This is a genomic window from Superficieibacter sp. 1612_C1 (genome assembly GCF_015234305.1).
GTDB lineage: Bacteria > Pseudomonadota > Gammaproteobacteria > Enterobacterales > Enterobacteriaceae > Superficieibacter.
Genome location: NZ_JADGMI010000002.1, coordinates 742,553 through 761,816, shown reverse-complemented (window position 1 = coordinate 761,816; position 19,264 = coordinate 742,553). Strand labels below are relative to the sequence as shown.

General features: G+C 55.1%; 20 protein-coding genes. 9 read left to right on the top strand and 11 right to left on the bottom strand.

Annotation, left to right across the window (positions count from 1 at the left end):
* Positions 1–62 precede the first annotated feature (62 nt).
* The gene (locus INT84_RS09875; protein ID WP_194206639.1) at positions 63–464 is read left to right on the top strand and encodes a helix-turn-helix domain-containing protein; all 402 of its coding nucleotides are present in this window, start codon (positions 63–65) and stop codon (positions 462–464) included.
* Positions 465–500: 36 nt separating this feature from the next.
* Here INT84_RS09875 and INT84_RS09870 read toward each other — a convergent pair whose 3' ends face one another.
* The 3 genes from INT84_RS09870 to INT84_RS09860 form a co-directional block, all read right to left on the bottom strand.
* Entirely contained in the window at positions 501–947 is a 447-nt protein-coding gene (locus INT84_RS09870) for a YcgN family cysteine cluster protein (protein WP_228066015.1), read from the bottom strand.
* Between the two features lie 93 nt (positions 948–1,040).
* Entirely contained in the window at positions 1,041–1,700 is a 660-nt protein-coding gene (locus INT84_RS09865; RefSeq protein WP_176918824.1) for a fumarylacetoacetate hydrolase family protein, read from the bottom strand.
* A gap of 36 nt (positions 1,701–1,736) precedes the next feature.
* Positions 1,737–2,012, bottom strand: a complete 276-nt coding sequence (locus INT84_RS09860) for a YcgL domain-containing protein (RefSeq protein WP_194206638.1) — start codon at positions 2,010–2,012, stop codon at positions 1,737–1,739.
* A 125-nt stretch (positions 2,013–2,137) separates the two neighbouring features.
* Between INT84_RS09860 and minC the strand changes: the two genes are divergently transcribed.
* From minC to minE, 3 genes are read left to right on the top strand one after another with little or no spacing between them, the layout of a single operon-like run.
* Positions 2,138–2,839: a septum site-determining protein MinC gene (gene minC, locus INT84_RS09855; protein WP_194206637.1), complete on the top strand. Its 702-nt coding sequence runs from the start codon at positions 2,138–2,140 to the stop codon at positions 2,837–2,839.
* A 22-nt stretch (positions 2,840–2,861) separates the two neighbouring features.
* Positions 2,862–3,674, top strand: coding sequence for a septum site-determining protein MinD (gene minD, locus INT84_RS09850; RefSeq protein WP_194206636.1), 813 nt, complete (start codon positions 2,862–2,864; stop codon positions 3,672–3,674).
* A gap of 3 nt (positions 3,675–3,677) precedes the next feature.
* A complete protein-coding gene (gene minE, locus INT84_RS09845) occupies positions 3,678–3,944 on the top strand; it encodes a cell division topological specificity factor MinE (RefSeq protein WP_049840897.1) in 267 nt (88 codons plus the stop codon).
* 46 nt (positions 3,945–3,990) lie between these two features.
* Here the strand turns inward: minE and rnd are convergent, their stop codons facing one another.
* From rnd to INT84_RS09820, 5 genes are all read right to left on the bottom strand, one after another.
* Positions 3,991–5,109, bottom strand: coding sequence for a ribonuclease D (gene rnd / locus INT84_RS09840; protein WP_194206841.1), 1,119 nt, complete (start codon positions 5,107–5,109; stop codon positions 3,991–3,993).
* 81 nt (positions 5,110–5,190) lie between these two features.
* The gene (fadD, locus tag INT84_RS09835) at positions 5,191–6,876 is read right to left on the bottom strand and encodes a long-chain-fatty-acid--CoA ligase FadD (RefSeq protein ID WP_194206635.1); all 1,686 of its coding nucleotides are present in this window, start codon (positions 6,874–6,876) and stop codon (positions 5,191–5,193) included.
* Positions 6,877–7,081: 205 nt separating this feature from the next.
* Positions 7,082–7,663 carry a Slp/YeaY family lipoprotein gene (locus INT84_RS09830; protein WP_194206634.1) on the bottom strand — a complete coding sequence of 194 codons (582 nt, stop codon included), beginning with the start codon at positions 7,661–7,663 and terminating at the stop codon, positions 7,082–7,084.
* A gap of 37 nt (positions 7,664–7,700) precedes the next feature.
* Positions 7,701–8,396, bottom strand: coding sequence for a tRNA (adenosine(37)-N6)-threonylcarbamoyltransferase complex dimerization subunit type 1 TsaB (gene tsaB, locus INT84_RS09825; RefSeq protein WP_194206633.1), 696 nt, complete (start codon positions 8,394–8,396; stop codon positions 7,701–7,703).
* A 63-nt stretch (positions 8,397–8,459) separates the two neighbouring features.
* The gene (locus INT84_RS09820) at positions 8,460–10,370 is read right to left on the bottom strand and encodes an ATP-dependent DNA helicase (RefSeq protein ID WP_176918831.1); all 1,911 of its coding nucleotides are present in this window, start codon (positions 10,368–10,370) and stop codon (positions 8,460–8,462) included.
* A 130-nt stretch (positions 10,371–10,500) separates the two neighbouring features.
* Here INT84_RS09820 and INT84_RS09815 point away from each other — a divergent pair, with 130 nt between their 5' ends.
* Positions 10,501–10,845 carry a RidA family protein gene (locus INT84_RS09815; protein WP_194206632.1) on the top strand — a complete coding sequence of 115 codons (345 nt, stop codon included), beginning with the start codon at positions 10,501–10,503 and terminating at the stop codon, positions 10,843–10,845.
* Between the two features lie 62 nt (positions 10,846–10,907).
* Here INT84_RS09815 and INT84_RS09810 read toward each other — a convergent pair whose 3' ends face one another.
* Both INT84_RS09810 and INT84_RS09805 read right to left on the bottom strand, forming a co-directional pair.
* On the bottom strand, positions 10,908–11,969 hold the full coding sequence (locus INT84_RS09810; RefSeq protein WP_194206631.1) for an SMI1/KNR4 family protein: 1,062 nt from the start codon (positions 11,967–11,969) through the stop codon (positions 10,908–10,910).
* Positions 11,970–11,985: 16 nt separating this feature from the next.
* Entirely contained in the window at positions 11,986–12,165 is a 180-nt protein-coding gene (locus INT84_RS09805) for a YoaH family protein (RefSeq protein WP_176918835.1), read from the bottom strand.
* A gap of 83 nt (positions 12,166–12,248) precedes the next feature.
* Between INT84_RS09805 and pabB the strand changes: the two genes are divergently transcribed.
* From pabB to INT84_RS09785, 4 genes are all read left to right on the top strand, one after another.
* Positions 12,249–13,610 carry an aminodeoxychorismate synthase component 1 gene (pabB, locus tag INT84_RS09800; RefSeq protein ID WP_194206630.1) on the top strand — a complete coding sequence of 454 codons (1,362 nt, stop codon included), beginning with the start codon at positions 12,249–12,251 and terminating at the stop codon, positions 13,608–13,610.
* Positions 13,611–13,613: 3 nt separating this feature from the next.
* Positions 13,614–14,192: a CoA pyrophosphatase gene (locus tag INT84_RS09795; RefSeq protein WP_176918837.1), complete on the top strand. Its 579-nt coding sequence runs from the start codon at positions 13,614–13,616 to the stop codon at positions 14,190–14,192.
* Between the two features lie 162 nt (positions 14,193–14,354).
* Entirely contained in the window at positions 14,355–15,719 is a 1,365-nt protein-coding gene (gene sdaA / locus INT84_RS09790; protein ID WP_194206629.1) for an L-serine ammonia-lyase, read from the top strand.
* A gap of 137 nt (positions 15,720–15,856) precedes the next feature.
* Positions 15,857–17,449 (top strand): EAL domain-containing protein, encoded by a 1,593-nt coding sequence (locus INT84_RS09785; RefSeq protein WP_194206628.1) that lies wholly within the window; start codon positions 15,857–15,859, stop codon positions 17,447–17,449.
* A gap of 3 nt (positions 17,450–17,452) precedes the next feature.
* On the opposite strand, the gene yoaE is transcribed toward INT84_RS09785, so the two are convergent.
* Complete coding sequence (gene yoaE / locus INT84_RS09780; protein ID WP_194206627.1) at positions 17,453–19,012, bottom strand: CNNM family cation transport protein YoaE; 1,560 nt, start codon at positions 19,010–19,012, stop codon at positions 17,453–17,455.
* Positions 19,013–19,264: the final 252 nt, after the last annotated feature.

Below are 19,264 nucleotides of genomic sequence, written 5' to 3'. Positions count from 1 at the left end.
AACTTTATACTTAATATCAATTACGCACTTTATATATACCAGATATCACGGAGTATATCGCTATGGCAGAAAATCACGTTAACTGCTTGAGAGACGTAGGAAAAACGCGCCCGGTGCTGGAGCACATTACTAATAAGTGGTCGATATTAATTCTTACCGTGCTCTGTACCAGGCCGTCCCGCTTCAACGAGATCCGTCGGCGTTTAGATGGTATTACCCATAAAGCCCTGGCAGACGCGTTGAAGAGACTGGAACGAAATGGGCTGGTACACCGCGAAGTGCTGCCTGTTTCACCCATAGGCGTAGAGTACAGCATCACTCCGCTGGCGCAGACATTACAGCAGCCGTTTTTGGCGCTTTATGACTGGGCGCTTGAATATGGACCGGCTCTTGAGCAGGCCCAGGCCGCGTACGATCTTAACCAGGCGGATAAGCAGGATTATCCGTCTGATAATCGGGCATGATTGTGAATAGGCTGGCTTGAGGAAGAATAGCGCGCTTCACTGCGCCCAGTCAGGTTTGTTGAGGATGTGATCCTGCCAGTCATGTACTTCGGACTCACGCACGGCGATGTGGCGTACGGAAATGCGCTCGCCGTGCATTGCCGCCTTCGAGCCAGTCAACAGCGGGTGCCAGTGCGGCAAGTCTTTACCTTCAGCCAGCAATCGATAGGCGCAGGTATGCGGCAACCATTCAAAGGTTGGCAGGTTTTCGCGCGTTAATTTAATGCAGTCCGGCTCATAGTCAAAACGACGCTCATAGTTGCGACACTGGCAGGTCTTGATGTTGAGCTGGCGGCAGGCAACATTGGTGAAGTAGATCTCATCGCTGTCTTCATCCATCAGCTTATGCAAACAGCACTGTCCGCAGCCATCACACAGTGATTCCCACTCTGCGTCGGACATCTCGTCGAGGGTTTTGCTCTGCCAGAAGGGTAAATTGCTCATAAAAACGTCCACGATTAAGATCCAGGGTGCACCTTATAACCACTCTGGCACCCTGATGCAAGTTTTGCCGCCGGAAACGACGGCAAGAGAGCGTTACAGTACGCGGGTGGTCAGCGAATTGCCGTTAAAACTCACCTCAAGCTCGTCGCCGCTTTGTAGCGGGCCAACGCCATCCGGCGTGCCGGTTAATATCACATCCCCTGCTTTCAGGGTAAAGAAGCGGCTCATATAGGCAATCAGCGGAACGATTTTATGGATCATGTCCGCAGTAGTGCCCTGCTGGCGAACCTGGCCGTTCACTTTCAGGCCCAGCGGCGTGGCCTGCGGGTCGCCGCTAAATTCCGCCGCCGGAATAAAACCTGATAGCGGACACGAATTATCAAAGCCTTTGGCTTTTTCCCATGGCTGCCCCGCCTTCTTCATTTTCCCCTGCACGTCGCGCAGGGTAAGATCGAGCGCCACGCCGTAACCAGCAATCGCTTTAGCGACGTGTTCTTCCGATGCCTGACGCAGCGTTGCCCCAATCAGCACCGCCAGTTCCACTTCGTGATGCACCGAGCCATAGCCCTGAAGCAGCACCAGCGGCTGACGGATGTCGCACAACGCCGTTTCCGGCTTGATAAACAGCACCGGCTCTTCCGGCACGTCACTGCCCATCTCTTTTATATGCTTCGCGTAATTACTACCAACACAGACCACTTTGCTAACCGGGTAATCCAGCAGAGCGCCCTGCCAGTTATGATGCTGATACATATTTTCCCCTACAGTTAATCAAATGTTCGATTGACGTTATTTTTTGTCTGCCGACGCCAGATGCTGCTTGAGTAAATTTTCCGGCGGTGGCGGAAGTTGTAAATAATAGCCCTGCTCCGTTAATGCCTGCTTCACTTTATCCAGATCCGCACCGGCTAATTTTTTGCGACCGTCGAGCGGCAGGAGCATCGTGAGTTGCGGCTTGCCAAAACCCTCTATCAGTTCAGGCGGCACGCGCGAGAAATCGTCCTTTTTTTCAACATACAAATAGGTTTGTTCGCGTCGGGAACTTCTGTAGATCACACAAAACATACTTTTACTCTGAATTAAGGGAGAGGTGACTTGCCTCAATATAATAGTGACTATAACATGCCAGAGAGTCTTCGGAATATCATCCCACATCGGTGATGGTAAAAAGCAAATTGAGTAAGGCCAGGATGTCAAACACGCCAATCGAACTTAAAGGAAGTAGTTTCACCTTATCAGTGGTTCATTTGCATGAGGCAAAGCCGGAAGTTATTCGTCAGGCGTTAGAAGACAAAATCGCTCAGGCACCGGCGTTTTTACGTCATGCCCCGGTTGTGGTTAACGTAAGTACGCTGGAGGCTCCCTTCGACTGGTTGCCCATTCAGAAAGCAATAGCTGCAACAGGTTTGCGTATCATCGGTGTGAGCGGCTGTAAGGACCCTGCACTTAAGGCAGAAATCGACAGAGCGGGTTTTCCTCTCCTGACTGAAGGTAAGGAGCAAGTGGTCCGGTCTGCCCCTGTTGAAGCGCAGACGCCACCGCCAGCGGCGGTTACTCCCATTGCAAAAACACGACTGATTGACGTTCCGGTGCGTTCTGGCCAGCGCGTCTACGCCCCACAGTGTGATTTGATTGTCACAAGTCATGTCAGTGCGGGTGCAGAATTGATTGCCGATGGAAATATCCACGTGTATGGCATGATGAGAGGACGTGTTCTCGCAGGTGCCAGCGGTGACAGAAATGCACAAATATTTTGTACGCACCTGACGGCGGAATTAATTTCCATCGCCGGGCAGTACTGGCTGAGCGATCAAATACCAGCCGAATTTTATGGCAAAGCCGCGCGTTTACGTCTGACGAATGATGCTTTGTCGATCGAACCCTTAGAGTAATCCCTTTTAACAAGGAATTTTTATGGCACGCATTATTGTAGTTACTTCGGGTAAAGGGGGCGTTGGCAAGACCACCTCCAGCGCGGCCATCGCTACAGGTTTAGCCCAGAAGGGTAAAAAAACCATCGTTATCGATTTCGATATCGGCCTGCGTAACCTGGATTTAATCATGGGTTGTGAGCGTCGTGTGGTATATGATTTCGTTAACGTGATTCAGGGCGATGCCACGCTGAATCAGGCCATGATTAAAGATAAGCGCACGGATAATCTCTATATTCTTCCCGCGTCGCAAACGCGTGACAAAGACGCATTGACCCGTGAAGGCGTAGAGAAAGTGCTGGAAGAGTTGAAAGGGATGGATTTTGATTTCATCGTCTGCGACTCCCCTGCCGGTATTGAAACCGGTGCGCTGATGGCACTCTATTTTGCTGACGAAGCGATCATCACCACCAACCCGGAAGTCTCTTCGGTTCGCGACTCCGACCGTATTCTGGGTATTCTGGCCTCTAAATCCCGCCGGGCAGAAAATGGCGAAAATCCGATTAAAGAACATCTGTTATTGACCCGCTACAACCCAGGGCGCGTGAACAGAGGTGATATGTTAAGCATGGAAGACGTACTGGAAATCCTGCGCATCAAGTTAGTTGGTGTGATCCCGGAAGACCAGTCTGTCCTGCGCGCTTCCAACCAGGGGGAACCTGTTATTCTGGATACTATTTCAGATGCGGGTAAAGCGTACGCCGATACGGTGGATCGCCTGTTGGGAGAAGAACGCCCTTTCCGCTTCGTTGAAGAAGAGAAGAAAGGTTTCCTCAAGCGCCTGTTCGGAGGATAAGTTATGGCATTACTCGACTTTTTTCTGTCACGGAAAAAGAATACGGCTAACATCGCTAAAGAGCGATTACAGATTATTGTGGCGGAACGTCGTCGTAGCGACGCCGAGCCGCACTACTTGCCGCAGCTGAAACGCGATATTCTGGAAGTGATTTGCCGCTATGTGCAGATCGACCCTGAAATGGTCACCGTGCAACTGGAACAGAAAGGGGATGATATCTCTATTCTGGAACTGAACGTCACTCTGCCTGAAGCGGAAGAGTCAAAGTAGCCGCACACTACCGGGCGGTCAGATCCGCCCGGTATCCTTTCCTGATTTAACTACGCGGATAGTCCGCCAGTAGCGCCAGTAATGGCTCGCTCATCAGTTCCCCACGCCAGCCGGAAATTAGTTCAGGTAACAACGCCGACGTTTTAAGTTTCCAGTGCCAGTTAAGTAGCTGGTTAATCTGACGACGAGACGCCAGCAGCTCAGCGCTCAGCCCTTTTGCCACGCTAATGTCCTGGACCATCGTCTTAATGTCTTTGAAGACTTTTCGATAACCGGGCATATCCATCAGGTTCAGTAGCGGCTCCGGCAGCGCTTCTTCCGCGATGGCCTGTGCTTTTTCAACCAGGCTCAGCAGCGTTTTGCCATGGAAGCGAATTTCGCTGCCTGACAGACCCAGGCTGTCCAGCTCGCCAAGGCTACCCGGCATATAGCGCGCCACGGCCCACAGGTGTTCTTCACGAACCACGAAATTAACCGCCATATCACGGTCACGCGCTTTGCGTAAACGCCACGCCGCCAGCAGTTGCAGACAGGCTAACTGGCGAGGACGCAGCTGCCAGGCATTAGTAATGTCACGCCACGCCTCGTCAGGGTCAAGAATGTCCTGGCGACGATTTTTCATCAATTCACATTCGTCCAGCGCGGCGGACAGCCAGCCAGCGCGGTCGGTTTCGGCCAGCAGTTGATGGGCAACAGGCAGTAAATACCAGACGTCGGCCGCCGCGTAATCACACTGGCGTTCGGTCAGCGGACGGGCCAGCCAGTCGGTGCGCGACTCGCTTTTATCCAGCTTCAGGCCGGTAAACTCTTCGACCATGGCGGCAAAGCCCCACGATCCGGGACGGCCACAAAATGACGCCAGGATCTGCGTATCAATGAACGGTTGCGGCATCACGCCATATTCATGGAGGAATACTTCCAGATCTTCGCTGCCCGCGTGGAGGTATTTGGTCACTTCGCCGTTCTGTAATAGCGCCCGCATCGGCGACCAGTCGGTAATGCCGAGCGGGTCGATCAACGCCACGCGCTGTCCATCAAACAGCTGAAGTAAACCCAGCTGCGGATAGTAGGTACGCGTACGCACAAACTCGGTGTCCAGCGCGATAGCCGGGGCATTGCGCGCCTCTTCACACAGGGCGAGTAGCGCGTTATTGGTGGTGATCATCTGGTAATTCAAATCATATTCTCTTAACTTGCGCCCATAAAAAACGCCGGATTAACCGGCGTCTGGCGAGGTGATCGTGGCTCAGGCTTTATTGTCCACTTTACTGCGCGCTTCGTCACGCAGTTCTCGTCGCAAAATCTTGCCGACGTTGGATTTTGGCAGCTCGGTACGAAACTCTACCTGTTTCGGCACTTTATAGCCAGTCAGTTGACGGCGGCAGAAGGCGACCAGAGAATCTTCGCTGAGCGTGTCGTCTTTCTTGACCACAAAAATTTTCACCGCCTCGCCGCTGCTGCCGGACGGTACACCGACCGCCGCCACTTCCAGCACGCCCGGATGCTGCATCACCACATCTTCAATTTCATTCGGATAGACGTTAAAGCCGGAGACGAGGATCATATCTTTCTTACGGTCGACGATGCGCAGGAAACCTTCATCATCCATTACCGCGATATCACCCGTGTGCAGCCAGCCGTCTTTGATGATTTCATCCGTCGCATCCGGACGCTGCCAGTAGCCCAGCATCACCTGTGGACCTTTGATGCACAGCTCACCCGGATCGCCAGGTGCCACCTCGTTATCGTCATCATCCACCAGCTTCACTTCGGTGGACGGTACCGGCAGGCCAATGCTGCCGCTGTGGTAATCGATATCGTGCGGGTTGACGCTCACCAGCGGCGAACACTCGGTCAGACCATAGCCCTCCAGCAGATATTGCCCGGTGAGCTTCACCCAACGGTCGGCTACCGCCTGCTGAACCGGCATCCCGCCACCCGCAGAGAGATGCAGCGTAGAAAAGTCGAGCTGCTGGAACTCTTTGTTATTAAGCAGCGCGTTAAACAGCGTGTTAACGCCGGTCATCGCGGTGAAGGGATATTTCGCCAGCTCTTTCACCAGCCCCGGAATGTCACGCGGGTTGGTGATCAACACGTTTTGCCCGCCCAGTTCAATAAACAGCAGGCAGTTCATGGTCAGGGCAAAAATGTGGTACAGCGGCAGCGCGGTGATCACCAGCTCGGTGCCGCGGTGCAGAAGCGGCCCGTAGGTAGCGTTGACCTGCTCCAGGTTCGCCAGCATGTTGCGGTGGGTCAGCATCGCGCCCTTTGCCACGCCGGTCGTGCCGCCGGTATATTGCAGGAAGGCCAGATCCTCGGGCACCAGTTCCGGCTTAACGTACTGCATCCGGTAACCGTTGTGCAGGGCGCTGCGAAATGAAATCGCATCCGGCAGGTGATATTTCGGCACCAGCCGCTTGACGTATTTGACGACAAAGTTCACCAGCGTGCCTTTGGTAGCCGAAAGCTGGTCGCCCATGCGGGTCAGAATAACGTGCTTAACCTGGGTTCTATCAACCACTTTTTCCAGGGTATGCGCAAAGTTTGAGACGATAACAATCGCCGTCGCGCCGCTGTCATTAAGCTGATGCTCAAGCTCGCGTGGCGTATATAGCGGGTTAACGTTCACCACCGTCATCCCGGCACGTAAAATGCCGAACAGCGCCAACGGATATTGCAGCAGGTTGGGCATCATCAGCGCAACGCGGTCGCCCTTTTTCATCCCCAGCCCCTGCTGTAGCCAGGCGGCAAATGCCCGGCTACGCTCCTCCAGCTTGCGGAAGGTCATCACCTCCCCCATGTTGACGAAGGCGGGCTGGTCAGCGTAGCGGTTTGCTGAATGTTCAAACAGTTCGATCAGGGAATGATAACGGTCAGGATTGATCTCCGCGGGTACGTCCGCGGGATAACGGTTTAGCCAAACCTTTTTCAATGCATCACCTCTAAAACCAGAATTTGTCGTCATCACAACCCCAGATAATAAACAAGCCGTTAACATTATATTAACTCAGCGTACCAGTTTATTAATCAACCAGAATTCAGGTTGCGAAGCGCGTCACTATTTATTTTTATTGTTCAGGTTAAGCATAAAGAAGCAGCGGACCGGCCGCTGCTTCTTTGCTTTATATTACAGTGAGTTACTCGGTAACCACGCTCTGTACCTGCGCAGGGCCAGGGTTATACCAACCGCCATAGCCCCACCCCCACGGGTGCGGCCCCGGTCCCCAGAACCAGGGATCAATCGGCTGCGGCGGCAGCATAACCTGCTGCGTCACCCGCCAGCGTTTGTAACCGTTAACCTGCATGACCATAAATTTGTAAGGCGTGTTGCCGACCTTACCTTCTGCCGTGCCGGTAATCGGTCCTACGACGGTAACAAGCTGGTTGCGGAAATCGACCGGGTCGAGAAAACCGCTGACGTCCGCGTAAATCCGGCCACGAGAAGGCTCACCCAGCACCGGACGCGCGCCGTCATCCAGTGAAACCGTCGCAATTTCCAGCCGGGTTTTGCCCTGCTGGTTTTCAATACCGACGACTTTCCCGCCGAAGCGTGCCTCCTGGCCCACGTAAAGCTGTGGCGCATTCATTACCCGAACCAGATCCTGCTGTGGAGTGGGACTGGAGCCTTTAATGGCATCAGGAATAGTGACACATCCGCTTAATGCCATGGTCAGCGCACCCGCGGCTATCCAGCGTACAATCTGTTTTTGAACCGCCATGATACAACCTCTTTTACTGAGTCTCTGTTACTGAGATTCATTCCCGGCCAGGAAGTTTCTTCCATGCGACTTCATTACGTAAATAGATCGGTTCCGCCGCTTCCACCGCGACGGTTTGCTGACGAGCCAGTCGCTGACAGGCCAGCGGCAGCATATCTTCGGCAGCCGGCAGCAGGATCTCGCCATCGGTCAGCGTCAGCCCGCTATCCTGAGCTAAATCAGGCCATGCAGGCCAGCCAGTGCCTACGGTAGCCCAGTTACCGCTCAGGTTTTTCAATCGCGCGTTAACCGCTTCTGGTTTGAGAACGGATTCGGTCTCTTCGCCGTGCCAGACGCCCTCTTCATCGCGCTGATATTCCGCCCAGTAGACCTCGCCCATCCGGGCATCAATGGCTGCCAGCACGCGAATGGCCCCGGTTTTGCGCCAGGCTCCCTGCGCCATCGTCATTAACGTCGAGACGCCGATCATCGGCAGGTCGGCACCCAGCGCCAGCCCTTGTGCGATACCAATGCCAATACGCACGCCGGTAAAGCTACCCGGCCCGCGCCCAAACGCCAGCGCGTCGAGATCCGCCAGCGTGACGCCGCCGTCGCTCAGTTGCTGCTGCACTAAGGGCAAAATACGTTGGGTATGTTCTCGCGGACACAGTTCAAAATGAGCACCGGTTTTACCGTCATTCCACAGGGCAACGGAACAAGCCTCGGTGGCGGTATCAATAGCCAGAATTCGCATGGGGATCGCGTCTTACACTCCAGATCAGTAAATTGGGCTTATTTTATCACAGCCGCGCGTGAATTACCGCGCTGGCGGAACGGCCAGAAAACGCACGGCGCGGCTAATGTCGCGGGTACGCGGCGTCGGCGGCAGGCTGGCGAGAAAAACCGCGCCGTAGGGACGCATCACCAGGCGGTTGTCGCAGATCACCAGCACGCCGCGATCGTCGACGTCGCGGATCAGACGCCCCACGCCCTGCTTGAGGGTGATCACCGCGTCCGGAAGCTGGACCTCATCAAACGGATCGCCACCGCGCAGACGGCAATCTTCCATTCGCGCTTTTAACAGCGGATCTTCCGGCGAGGTAAACGGCAGTTTATCGATAATCACCAGCGACAGCGTGTCGCCGCGCACGTCCACGCCTTCCCAGAAACTGCTGGTGGCTACCAGCAACGCGTTTCCGGCGCTGACGAACTGCTGCAAAAGTTGCCCCTTGCTGGTTTCACCCTGAAGCAAAACCGGCAGCGTCATGGTGGCGCGGAACTGCTCGGCCAGATCGCGCATCATGGCGTGCGAGGTACAGAGCATAAAGCAGCGACCGTTGTTGGCTTCAATCATTGGTTTGAGCATCGCCGCCAGTTGACGCGCTGCGCCGGGCTGGTTGGCAGTGGGTAAATTACGCGGTACGCACAGCAGGGCCTGATTCGCGTAGTCAAACGGGCTTGGCAGTAGTAGCGAATGGGCCTCATCAATGCCGAGACGGGAGGTAAAATGGTGAAGGTCGTCGTTTACCGACAGCGTGGCAGAGGTAAAAATCCAGCTGCCGGGCTTCTGCGCCATCACTTCTTTGAATTTGTCCGCCACCGTCAGCGGGGTGAGCGCGAGGGTAAAATGGCGCGAGTTACATTCATACCAGTAGCTGTAGCCTGGCTGGTTAATCTCTTTAAGACGTTTTAGCCGGGCGCGGTACAGCGTGGCGCGTTCAAAGGCGGCATCCAGCAGGGCCGAGCGGCCCAGCGAGAGTTTCGCCACGTCGTAACACAGTTCGAGTGCATCATCCAGCAGCAGCAATGCGCGCTGGATATTGGCATCCGCTAAAAGCTCACGCAGGTTGCCGCGATAGCCAGGCTCGCCCAGTTGCAGACGAAAATCCTGCGCGCTTTGCGCCAGCCGGTCGGCGCATTTTTGCAGCTGTTGAGTATCTTTAACTTCGGTCCGGTAGGCGATGCTGATGTCCTTCGCCAGATCCAACAGCTGACGGCTGGAGAGCGACTGCCCAAAATACTGACTGGCGATATCCGGAAGCTGGTGGGCTTCGTCGAAGATCATCACATCCGCCTCGGGGATCAACTCACCGAAGCCGCTGTCTTTAACCACCATATCGGCGAGGAAAAGATGGTGGTTCACCACCACCACATCAGCATCCATCGCTTTCTTACGCGCCTTCACCACAAAACAGTCTTTATAGAGCGGACAGTCGCTGCCCAGACAGTTGTCGTTGGTGCTGGTGACCAGCGGCCAGGCCTGGGAATCTTCCGCCACGCTGGCGCAGGTGCTGATATCGCCGTCAATGGTATTGTTAGCCCACGAGCGCAGGAGGATCACGTCGCTGAGCGTCTGTACCGGCAGGTCACCGCCTGCCAGCGCCTGCTGCTCCAGACGTTCGAGACATAAATAGTTAGAGCGCCCTTTCAGCAGCGCCAGCCTGCCGGTAAATTCCAGCGCTTTCGAAACGGTAGGCAGATCGCGACTGTAGAGCTGATCCTGCAACGCTTTTGAGCCGGTGGAGATGATGACTTTTTTCCCCGCGCGCAAGGCAGGCGCAAGATAAGCGTAGGTTTTCCCGGTCCCGGTCCCCGCCTCCACCACCAGCGGCTGCGTTTTCTCAATCGCCTCCGTCACCGCCACCGCCATCTGGCGCTGTGGTTCTCGCGGCTTAAAGCCCGGTATGGCTTTGGCTAACTGGCCGTCTGTTGCAAAATCGTCCGTCACGCTACCCCCTGGTTAAATCGCCAGTGATTATGTCAGGGCACAGCCGCTTTAGCCAGCCGAAGAGATGACGAAACGCAGACAATATGGCAGTCTTAAGCACTATCTATGAGAATTTAAAAAGGAAAATCCCATGACCATTACCCGTATCGACGCCGAAGCCCGCTGGTCTGATGTCGTTATCCATAATCAGACGCTGTACTACACCGGCGTACCGGAAAATCTTGATGCCGATGCCTTCGAGCAAACGGCCAACACGCTGGCGCAGATTGATGCGGTGCTGGTGAAGCAAGGCAGCGATAAGACTAAAATTCTGGATGCTACGATTTTTCTCGCTAATGCCGATGATTTCGCAGCGATGAATAAAGCGTGGGACGCATGGGTAGTGGCAGGCCATGCCCCGGTGCGCTGTACCGTACAGGCGACGCTGATGAAGCCACAGTATAAGGTTGAGATTAAGATTATTGCGGCGGTGTAATGCTGCTTCTGTCATAGCAGCGTCTGCTGCTATGACAGCGAACTAATAAACCGGAACAACCCTCATTCCATATCCAGAAAATCATCATATTCGCTGTAGTGGTTCAGCGCCCTGATAATTTCACCTGAACTTGCCGCTGGCTTTTGCTCAACGGCTAATTCCACTACGCTGCGAAACTGATCCCCGGCATAGGCATAATGCAGCGTAACGCCGTTAACCTGAAAGGGCAGCGGATCGTCCTCTCCCGTTTCAGGGCAGGCTATATAAACCTGCGCGCCCGCCTGAAAAGGCTCGTCGCTGGCAGAATAAATATCGTAGTCAATGTCCGTTTCCTGCCCGCCTTTAACGCAGTCGATCAGTTCTTCCAGAGTAAAGAATGCATCAAGCTGAAAGGTTTTCAGGCGCGGACCGTCGGGCTGAAATTCCACGCTCGCGCCGAGTGCGGCAAGCGCCTCTTCCAGCGGGCGCAGACGGATATGAAAATCCTCACCGGCAACGATTGGCGGTTGGGCGACAAACGCCATCACCTCAGAGAGGGAAAGGTTCAGCGTTTTGCGCAGGAGATGAATAACCTTAAGTTTTTGCGGGCCTGGCGCGGTAATAATAAGACGCCCCTGCTGCCACGCCGCCGGATCGGGTGGCGTGGAGTGGTCTTCTTCCTCTTCACGCGCCAGCCTTTCGCTGCGGACGTCGGACCAGAACGGCGACTGCGCTTCGGGAAGTGTATCGAGGTAATGCAAAAACGCGGCGTCATCGTCGGCCGCATCGCGCAGGGCCAGCAGCCGCTCGCTAAAGCTGGCAAGCGTCGGCGCGATGCGTTCGGCACTCCAGCGCCCCGCGCCGTGTGGCGCATAATAGACCGGGAAGCCCTGAGCGGACTCACTGATATCGATAAAAAAAGGATCGTCAAAACCGTTAAGCGCGATGACATACCATCCGGGTTGCCACTCTCCCGCGCGGCTGGCAGTCAGGTCCTCTCCCGTAATGCCGTGCACGCGAAAACCACGCTGCTGCTCCGCCCACCGCTCAGGCGTTGAGTAGTGAAAAGGCAGCGTCATCTCGTCGGGCGTCAAAGCAGTATCAAGAAACGCGCGGACGGCATCGGGTAAAGCAGCGGCAGACATACGCTTCCTCTGTGAATTACTCGTCTTCATCCTCAAAGCGCGCGACGATCCGCTCGCCGGTGTGCGTTGCACGCAGTTCGTTCGCCACCTGTGAAATGGCCTGACCGCTGCTCATGCCCTGCGCCATCAGTTCCTGGATACGCTCGACCGCTTTCTGTTGCTGCTCATGGCTGAGCGAAGGTAAACCTGCAAACATGACATACTCCTGCTACATTATTGGCGCTTATTATTTCATGCTGCCCGGCGTATAGCCAGCAGGACAGCAAAGAGTCAGGTACGATGAACACGCATTCTCCCACCGTTATCGCTTTACCGTGGCGTCCGGACGCCGCCGAACGTTATTTCTCCGCGATTAGCCATCTGCCGTGGGCGATGCTGCTACATTCAGGCCATGCCGATCATCCACATAGCCGGTTTGATATTCTGGTCGCCGATCCACACACAACGCTAATTACGCAAGGCGATACCACCACAATAGCCAGCGGCGGAGAAGAACGCCATTCACAGGACAATCCGTTAACCCTGCTGCAAAACGTGCTCGACGCGCTGCATTTACAGCCTTCGCCGCAGGACGATCTGCCTTTTCAGGGTGGCGCGCTGGGGTTGTTTGGCTACGATTTAGGACGGCGTTTCGAGACGCTGCCGACAAAGGCTGAAGCCGATATTCCGCTGCCGGATATGGCGGTGGGAATTTATGACTGGGCCCTGGTTGTCGATCATCAACGCCAGCAGGTAACGCTGCTCAGCCACGGCGACGCACAGGAGCGGCTGGCCTGGTTGGCTGACAGATGCTTACCTGAATCTGCGGGCTTCCGGCTGACCTCCGGCTGGCGGTCGAATATGACCCGCACGCAGTACGGGGAAAAGTTTCGCCAGGTACAGGAATACCTGCACAGCGGAGACTGCTATCAGGTGAATCTGGCGCAGCGTTTTCAGGCACGTTACGAAGGCGATGAATGGGCGATGTTTCGCCAGCTCAATGCCGCCAACAAAGCGCCTTTCAGCGCCTTTTTACGCCTTGAGGAAGGCGCAATTCTCAGCCTGTCACCGGAACGCTTTATTCAGTTGCGTGAAGGCCACATCCAGACCCGGCCCATCAAGGGTACCCTGCCTCGTCTGAATAGCGCCGATGAAGATGCGCAACAGGCAGCAATACTGGCTCACTCACCGAAAGATCGCGCCGAGAATCTGATGATTGTCGACCTGATGCGTAACGATATCGGACGCGTCGCCGTTCCCGGCACGGTAAACGTCCCTGAACTGTTCGTGGTTGAGCCTTTCCCGGCGGTGCATCATCTCGTCAGTACCGTTACCGCGACACTACCAGAACATTTACACGCCAGCGATCTGCTGCGCGCCGCGTTTCCCGGCGGGTCGATTACCGGCGCACCGAAAGTACGGGCGATGGAGATCATCGACGAGCTCGAGCCGCACCGTCGCAACGCCTGGTGCGGCAGTATCGGCTACCTGAGCCTGTGCGGCAATATGGATACCAGCATTACTATTCGTACCCTGACGGCGCATAACGGCCAGCTATACTGTTCCGCAGGCGGCGGTATTGTGGCGGATAGCCAGGAGGACGCCGAATATCAGGAAACCTTTGATAAAGTGAATCGTATCCTGCACCAACTGGAGAAGTGATCCGTGGATGTTCCCAATCTGACTCTTGATGATTTTCTGTCGCGCTTTCAGCTCTTACGCCCCCAGCCCGGTCGCGGCACGCTTAACAGCCGTCAGGCGGCAGTGTTGATCCCCGTCGTTCGCCGGGAGCAGCCGGGACTATTATTGACGCAGCGATCCCCTCACCTGCGCAAACATGCCGGACAGGTGGCTTTTCCCGGCGGCGCGGTGGATGCCAGCGATGCCTCTCTGATTGCTGCCGCACTGCGTGAAGCGCAGGAGGAAGTCGCCATTCCGCCTGATGTGGTCGAGGTGATCGGGGTGTTACCGCCCGTCGATAGCGTTACCGGGTTTCAGGTCACGCCGGTGGTCGGCATCATTCCACCCGATCTTCCGTGGCACGCGAGTGAAGACGAGGTTGCCGCCGTGTTTGAAATGCCGCTGGCGGAAGCCCTGCGGCTGGGCCGTTACCATCCTCTTGATATCCACCGGCGCGGTAATTCGCACCGCGTCTGGCTCTCCTGGTATCAGCACTATTTTGTCTGGGGCATGACCGCAGGCATTATTCGTGAGCTGGCGCTACAAGTGGGACTCAAACCCTGACTATAGTTGTGGTAGCGGGGGGCTGCACTCATTAGTAAATCAGTGGTTACTCATTAGTTTAATTCATGTGAATAGTCGGGCTGAAATTGCCGTTCCCTCTTACACTAAGCCCAATTTTTACATCGTTACTGAGAACCAGTAACCCTGTCAGGAGTACATACCGTGATTAGTCTATTCGACATGTTTAAGGTGGGGATTGGCCCCTCATCTTCCCACACTGTAGGGCCAATGAAGGCCGGTAAACAGTTCGTCGATGATCTGGTCGAAAAAGATCTGCTGACAAGCGTCACTCGCCTGACCGTCGATGTCTACGGCTCGCTGTCGTTGACCGGTAAAGGTCACCATACTGATGTCGCCATTATTATGGGGCTGGCGGGTAATCTGCCTGCCACCGTCGATATTGACAGTATTCCGGCGTTTATACGCGATGTCGAAACGCGCGGCCGCCTGCTGCTGGCTCAGGGGGCGCATGAGGTGGATTTCCCCGCTAATGACGGGATGCATTTTCGCAGCGAAAATCTGTCGCTGCATGAGAACGGCATGCAAATTCATGCATGGAACGGCGATAAGGTTATTTACAGCAAAACCTATTATTCCATCGGCGGTGGTTTTATCGTTGATGAAGAGCATTTTGGTCAGGATGCCAGCAGCGACGTTAGCGTACCGTATCCATTCAAATCGGCAAAAGAGATGCTGGGCTACTGCAAAGAGACCGGTCTGTCGCTTTCCGGAATGGTGATGCAGAACGAACTGGCGCTGCACAGTAAAAAAGAGATCGAAGACTATTTTGCCGACGTCTGGCAGACGATGCGCGCCTGTATCGATCGCGGTCTGAATACCGAAGGCGTGCTGCCGGGTCCGCTGCGCGTGCCGCGTCGTGCGCCTGCCCTGCGCCGGATGCTGGTGTCCAGCGACAAGCTGTCTAACGATCCAATGATCGTTATTGACTGGGTAAACATGTTTGCGCTGGCAGTGAATGAAGAAAATGCCGCAGGCGGGCGTGTCGTCACCGCGCCGACCAACGGTGCGTGCGGTATCGTGCCCGCGGTGCTGGCGTATTACGATCATTTTATCGAGTCGGTCAGCCCGGAGATCTATATTCGCTACTTCCTCGCCGCAGGAGCCATCGGCGCGCTGTATAAAATGAATGCCTCTATTTCCGGCGCTGAAGTGGGTTGCCAGGGTGAAGTGGGCGTCGCCTGCTCAATGGCCGCGGCGGGTCTGGCGGAGTTGCTGGGCGCAAGCCCTGAGCAGGTGTGCGTTGCAGCAGAGATTGGCATGGAGCATAACCTCGGCTTAACCTGCGATCCGGTTGCCGGCCAGGTTCAGGTACCGTGCATTGAGCGTAATGCTATCGCCTCGGTTAAGGCGATTAACTCAGCAAGGATGGCCATGCGCCGCACCAGCGAGCCGCGCGTTTCGCTTGATAAGGTCATTGAGACGATGTACGAAACGGGCAAAGATATGAACGCTAAATACCGCGAAACGTCACGCGGTGGCCTGGCGATCAAAGTCCAGTGTGATTAAAACCTTTCGTTGCCCACCTTTACAGGTGGGCAAACTGCACGCTATTTTCTCGTCGCATTAGCCTTTCCGCACTACAATTTTAGTTAAAGGTACCGCTGGCACCGTCGCCAGTTACGCGAGAATGATCAAAACCAACTATGCAGACAGCGCAGCGGATTATCGTCAATTACCAGCGTAAACGATTTTTAGTCAGCGCCATTGTGGCGCTGGTAACGCTGAGTCTGACATTAGGTATACGATTTATTTCGCAGCGTAGCCTAAATCAGGAACGCATCCACGAGGCGGCGACGCAAGCCGTGTCGACGCTTGATAAAATCCTGCTGCCACTCGAAGATGGCCGCGAAGAAATCATTCGTCTGGTGGGTTTACCCTGTGATGAAGCGCAGCCGCTGATCCGCAAAAAAACGGCGGTACTGCAAACCGTGCGCTCTATTGCGCTGGTAAAATCCGGCATCCTGTACTGTTCCAGTATTTTCGGCACCCGCGACACGCCGGTTAATCAGCTACAGCCCGCGCTGCCTGCCAGCGAGGCGCGATTACTGCTCTCAACCGATCAGTCCTTGCTGAAAGGCTCGCCGATTATGCTGCAATGGTATCCGGTCTCGGCAGATGGCGAAGACGGCGTGATGGAAAGTATAAACATTGAGCTGCTGAGCAGTCTGATCCTGAGTCCACGCGCCCCGCTCATCTCGGCCTTAAGCCTGACGTTAGGCGACCGTCACTATATAGAGGGTCTCGGCGTAGTCGATCGATTGCCGGAAGATCCGGACCATCCCTTTTACCGTCTGGCGTCGGCCCATTTCCCGTTTACCATCAACGTCAGCACGCCCGGAGCCACCGCACTGGCGCTACGCGATCTGCCCAGCCAGCTTCCGCTGGCGCTGATCCTCAGCAGCCTGCTGGCGTGGATCGCCTGGCTTGCCACGGCGGGACGGATGAGTTTTACCTGGGAAATTAATCTGGGGATTGCCGCCCGAGAATTTGAGGTTTTTTGCCAGCCGATACTGAATACCAGAAATAATGAGTGTACCGGCGTGGAAATTTTGCTGCGCTGGAATAATCCCCGTCAGGGCTGGATTTCACCGGACGTTTTTATTCCAATTGCTGAAGATCATAATTTAATTATTCCCCTGACGCGGTACGTCATTGCTGAAACCGTGCGCAATCTGGCCGTCTTCCCGGCGGAGTTTCATATTGGTATTAATGTGGCTGCCAGCCATCTGCGCCGCGGGATCCTGCTGAAGGATTTGAATCACTACTGGTTTAGCGCGCATCCGTCACAACAACTGGTCGTGGAGTTGACCGAGCGTGCCGCGCTGGACGATGTGGATTACCGTCTCGTGCGCGAGCTGCACCATAAGGGCGTTAAACTGGCGATAGATGACTTCGGCACTGGCAACAGTTCACTGTCGTGGCTGGAAAAACTGCGTCCCGACGTGCTGAAAATAGATAAGTCGTTCACCGGTGCGATTGGCACCGATGCGGTTAATTCGACGGTAACGGATATTATTATTGCCCTTGGCCAACGGTTGCGTATTGAGCTGGTGGCGGAAGGAGTAGAAACGGAACAGCAGGCCACATATTTACGTCAGAACAACGTGCTATTGTTGCAGGGCTATCTGTATGCCCGGCCCATGCCTCTTGCCGAGTTGCCGAAGTGGCTGGCGGAAAGGTCTTCTCCGCCAGCACAGCACGATCGTCATCCAAATCCAATTATGCCGCTACGTTAAAGATTACTCTTCTTCGTCGTGTTCCGAAGGTTCTTTAACAACGCGAACCAGGTCTACGCGATAATCATTAGCTTTAACGATAGTGATCCGCAGCGGAGCCAGTTCAATTACCTCGCCCACGGCGGGAATATGGCCATTAACCGCGATCACCAGACCGGCGACCGTGGCGATATCGTCTTCATCGTTAACCAGGTTATCCAGATCCAGCGCGTGTTGCAGCGCGTGAAGATCGGTTCCGCCTTTCACCAGCCAGCCTTCACCATCGCCAATGATTTCCGGTGTTTCATCCGCATCCGGGAACTCACCGGCAATGGCTTCCAGTACGTCCAGCGGCGTGACCAGCCCCTGCACCACACCGAACTCGTTGGTTACCATCACAAAACTGCCGCGCGCACGGCGCAGAACGCCTAACAGGTTGATGGGATCCAGCGTCTCCGGAACCACGATAGCCGGAGAGGCAGAGGCCATCGCCGCGACATCTTCACCCGCTTCCAGCGCCACCAGCAGCTCTTTTGCCCGCACGATACCAATCACCTCATCCAGCTCGCCCCGGCACACCGGGAACAGGCTGTGCGGTGAGGAGAGGAGCTGTTGGCGGATGGCCTCAGTACTCAGGTTGGCATCAACCCAGCTAATGTCTCCGCGCGGGGTCATAATGCTGCGCAGCGAGCGGGAAGCCAGCGTCAGAACGCCATTGATCATGTAACGCTCTTCGTCAGCAAAGGCTCCTTCCGGGATCGGAACGTGGGTATGGCTGTCCGACTCACTTTGCGTACCGTTACGTTTGCGTCCGCCCATCAGACGCAGGATGGCGTCGGCGGTACGGGCGCGCAGCGGCAGCGTTGACTGATGGCGGATAAAGTTGCGTCGCGCCACCTGGTTGAAAAATTCGATAATAATCGAGAAGCCAATTGCCGCGTACAGATAGCCTTTCGGAATATGGAAGCCAAACCCTTCGGCCACCAGACTCAGGCCGATCATCAACAGGAAACTCAGGCACAGCACTACCACGGTCGGATGCTGGTTAACAAAGTTGGTCAACGGCTTCGACGCCAGCAGCATGACCGACATCGCGATCACCACCGCCGCCATCATCACCGGCAGATGGTTGACCATCCCTACCGCGGTGATCACCGCATCGAGGGAGAACACCGCATCAAGGACGACGATCTGTAAGACCACCACCCAGAAACTCGCGTAACCTTTACCATGTCCGCCGTCATGCTGGCGATTTTCCAGCCGCTCATGAAGTTCCGTCGTCGCTTTAAACAGCAGGAACAACCCCCCCAGCAGCATAATTAAATCGCGGCCAGAGAAGGCGTAGTCCCAGACGCTGAAAAGCGGTTTGGTGAGCGTCACCATCCACGAGATAACCGAAAGCAGCCCCAGTCGCATGATCAGCGCCAGCGACAGACCGATTAAACGGGCCTTATCACGCTGTTTAGGCGGCAATTTATCCGCGAGGATGGCAATAAAGACCAGGTTATCAATGCCAAGAACGATCTCAAGGACCACGAGCGTGAGTAGCCCGACCCAGATTGAGGGATCCATTAACAATTCCATGATCTGCTCCTGCTGACGACGTGTTTGGTCAGCGCCGGGGTTATTTCAGGCGCGACAAAGACGGAAGGAATAGTGAGGTGACGGGTGGCACGAGCGTGCGTGAATGTAAAGAGACGTCGGTGACGGTCCATATGACGGGCAACTGCCCTGTTCTCCTGCTATGTTAAACGAAAGATAAACATAACAGACAGAAATAACATTTGGCAAAGATTTACCTGTCTTTGCAATCTGTGCGATTTTTTGCGCTGCGAA

Coding starts and splice junctions, on each gene's coding strand:
- INT84_RS09785 (WP_194206628.1), top strand. CDS start 15,857: ATGCAGACAGCGCAGCGGATTATCGTCAATTACCAGCGTAAACGATTT.
- INT84_RS09810 (WP_194206631.1), bottom strand. CDS start 11,969: ATGTCTGCCGCTGCTTTACCCGATGCCGTCCGCGCGTTTCTTGATACT.
- yoaE (WP_194206627.1), bottom strand. CDS start 19,012: ATGGAATTGTTAATGGATCCCTCAATCTGGGTCGGGCTACTCACGCTC.
- INT84_RS09860 (WP_194206638.1), bottom strand. CDS start 2,012: ATGTTTTGTGTGATCTACAGAAGTTCCCGACGCGAACAAACCTATTTG.
- INT84_RS09815 (WP_194206632.1), top strand. CDS start 10,501: ATGACCATTACCCGTATCGACGCCGAAGCCCGCTGGTCTGATGTCGTT.
- INT84_RS09830 (WP_194206634.1), bottom strand. CDS start 7,663: ATGGCGGTTCAAAAACAGATTGTACGCTGGATAGCCGCGGGTGCGCTG.
- pabB (WP_194206630.1), top strand. CDS start 12,249: ATGAACACGCATTCTCCCACCGTTATCGCTTTACCGTGGCGTCCGGAC.
- rnd (WP_194206841.1), bottom strand. CDS start 5,109: ATGATCACCACCAATAACGCGCTACTCGCCCTGTGTGAAGAGGCGCGC.
- minE (WP_049840897.1), top strand. CDS start 3,678: ATGGCATTACTCGACTTTTTTCTGTCACGGAAAAAGAATACGGCTAAC.
- INT84_RS09875 (WP_194206639.1), top strand. CDS start 63: ATGGCAGAAAATCACGTTAACTGCTTGAGAGACGTAGGAAAAACGCGC.
- minD (WP_194206636.1), top strand. CDS start 2,862: ATGGCACGCATTATTGTAGTTACTTCGGGTAAAGGGGGCGTTGGCAAG.
- minC (WP_194206637.1), top strand. CDS start 2,138: ATGTCAAACACGCCAATCGAACTTAAAGGAAGTAGTTTCACCTTATCA.
- INT84_RS09870 (WP_228066015.1), bottom strand. CDS start 947: ATGAGCAATTTACCCTTCTGGCAGAGCAAAACCCTCGACGAGATGTCC.
- tsaB (WP_194206633.1), bottom strand. CDS start 8,396: ATGCGAATTCTGGCTATTGATACCGCCACCGAGGCTTGTTCCGTTGCC.
- INT84_RS09865 (WP_176918824.1), bottom strand. CDS start 1,700: ATGTATCAGCATCATAACTGGCAGGGCGCTCTGCTGGATTACCCGGTT.
- INT84_RS09805 (WP_176918835.1), bottom strand. CDS start 12,165: ATGTTTGCAGGTTTACCTTCGCTCAGCCATGAGCAGCAACAGAAAGCG.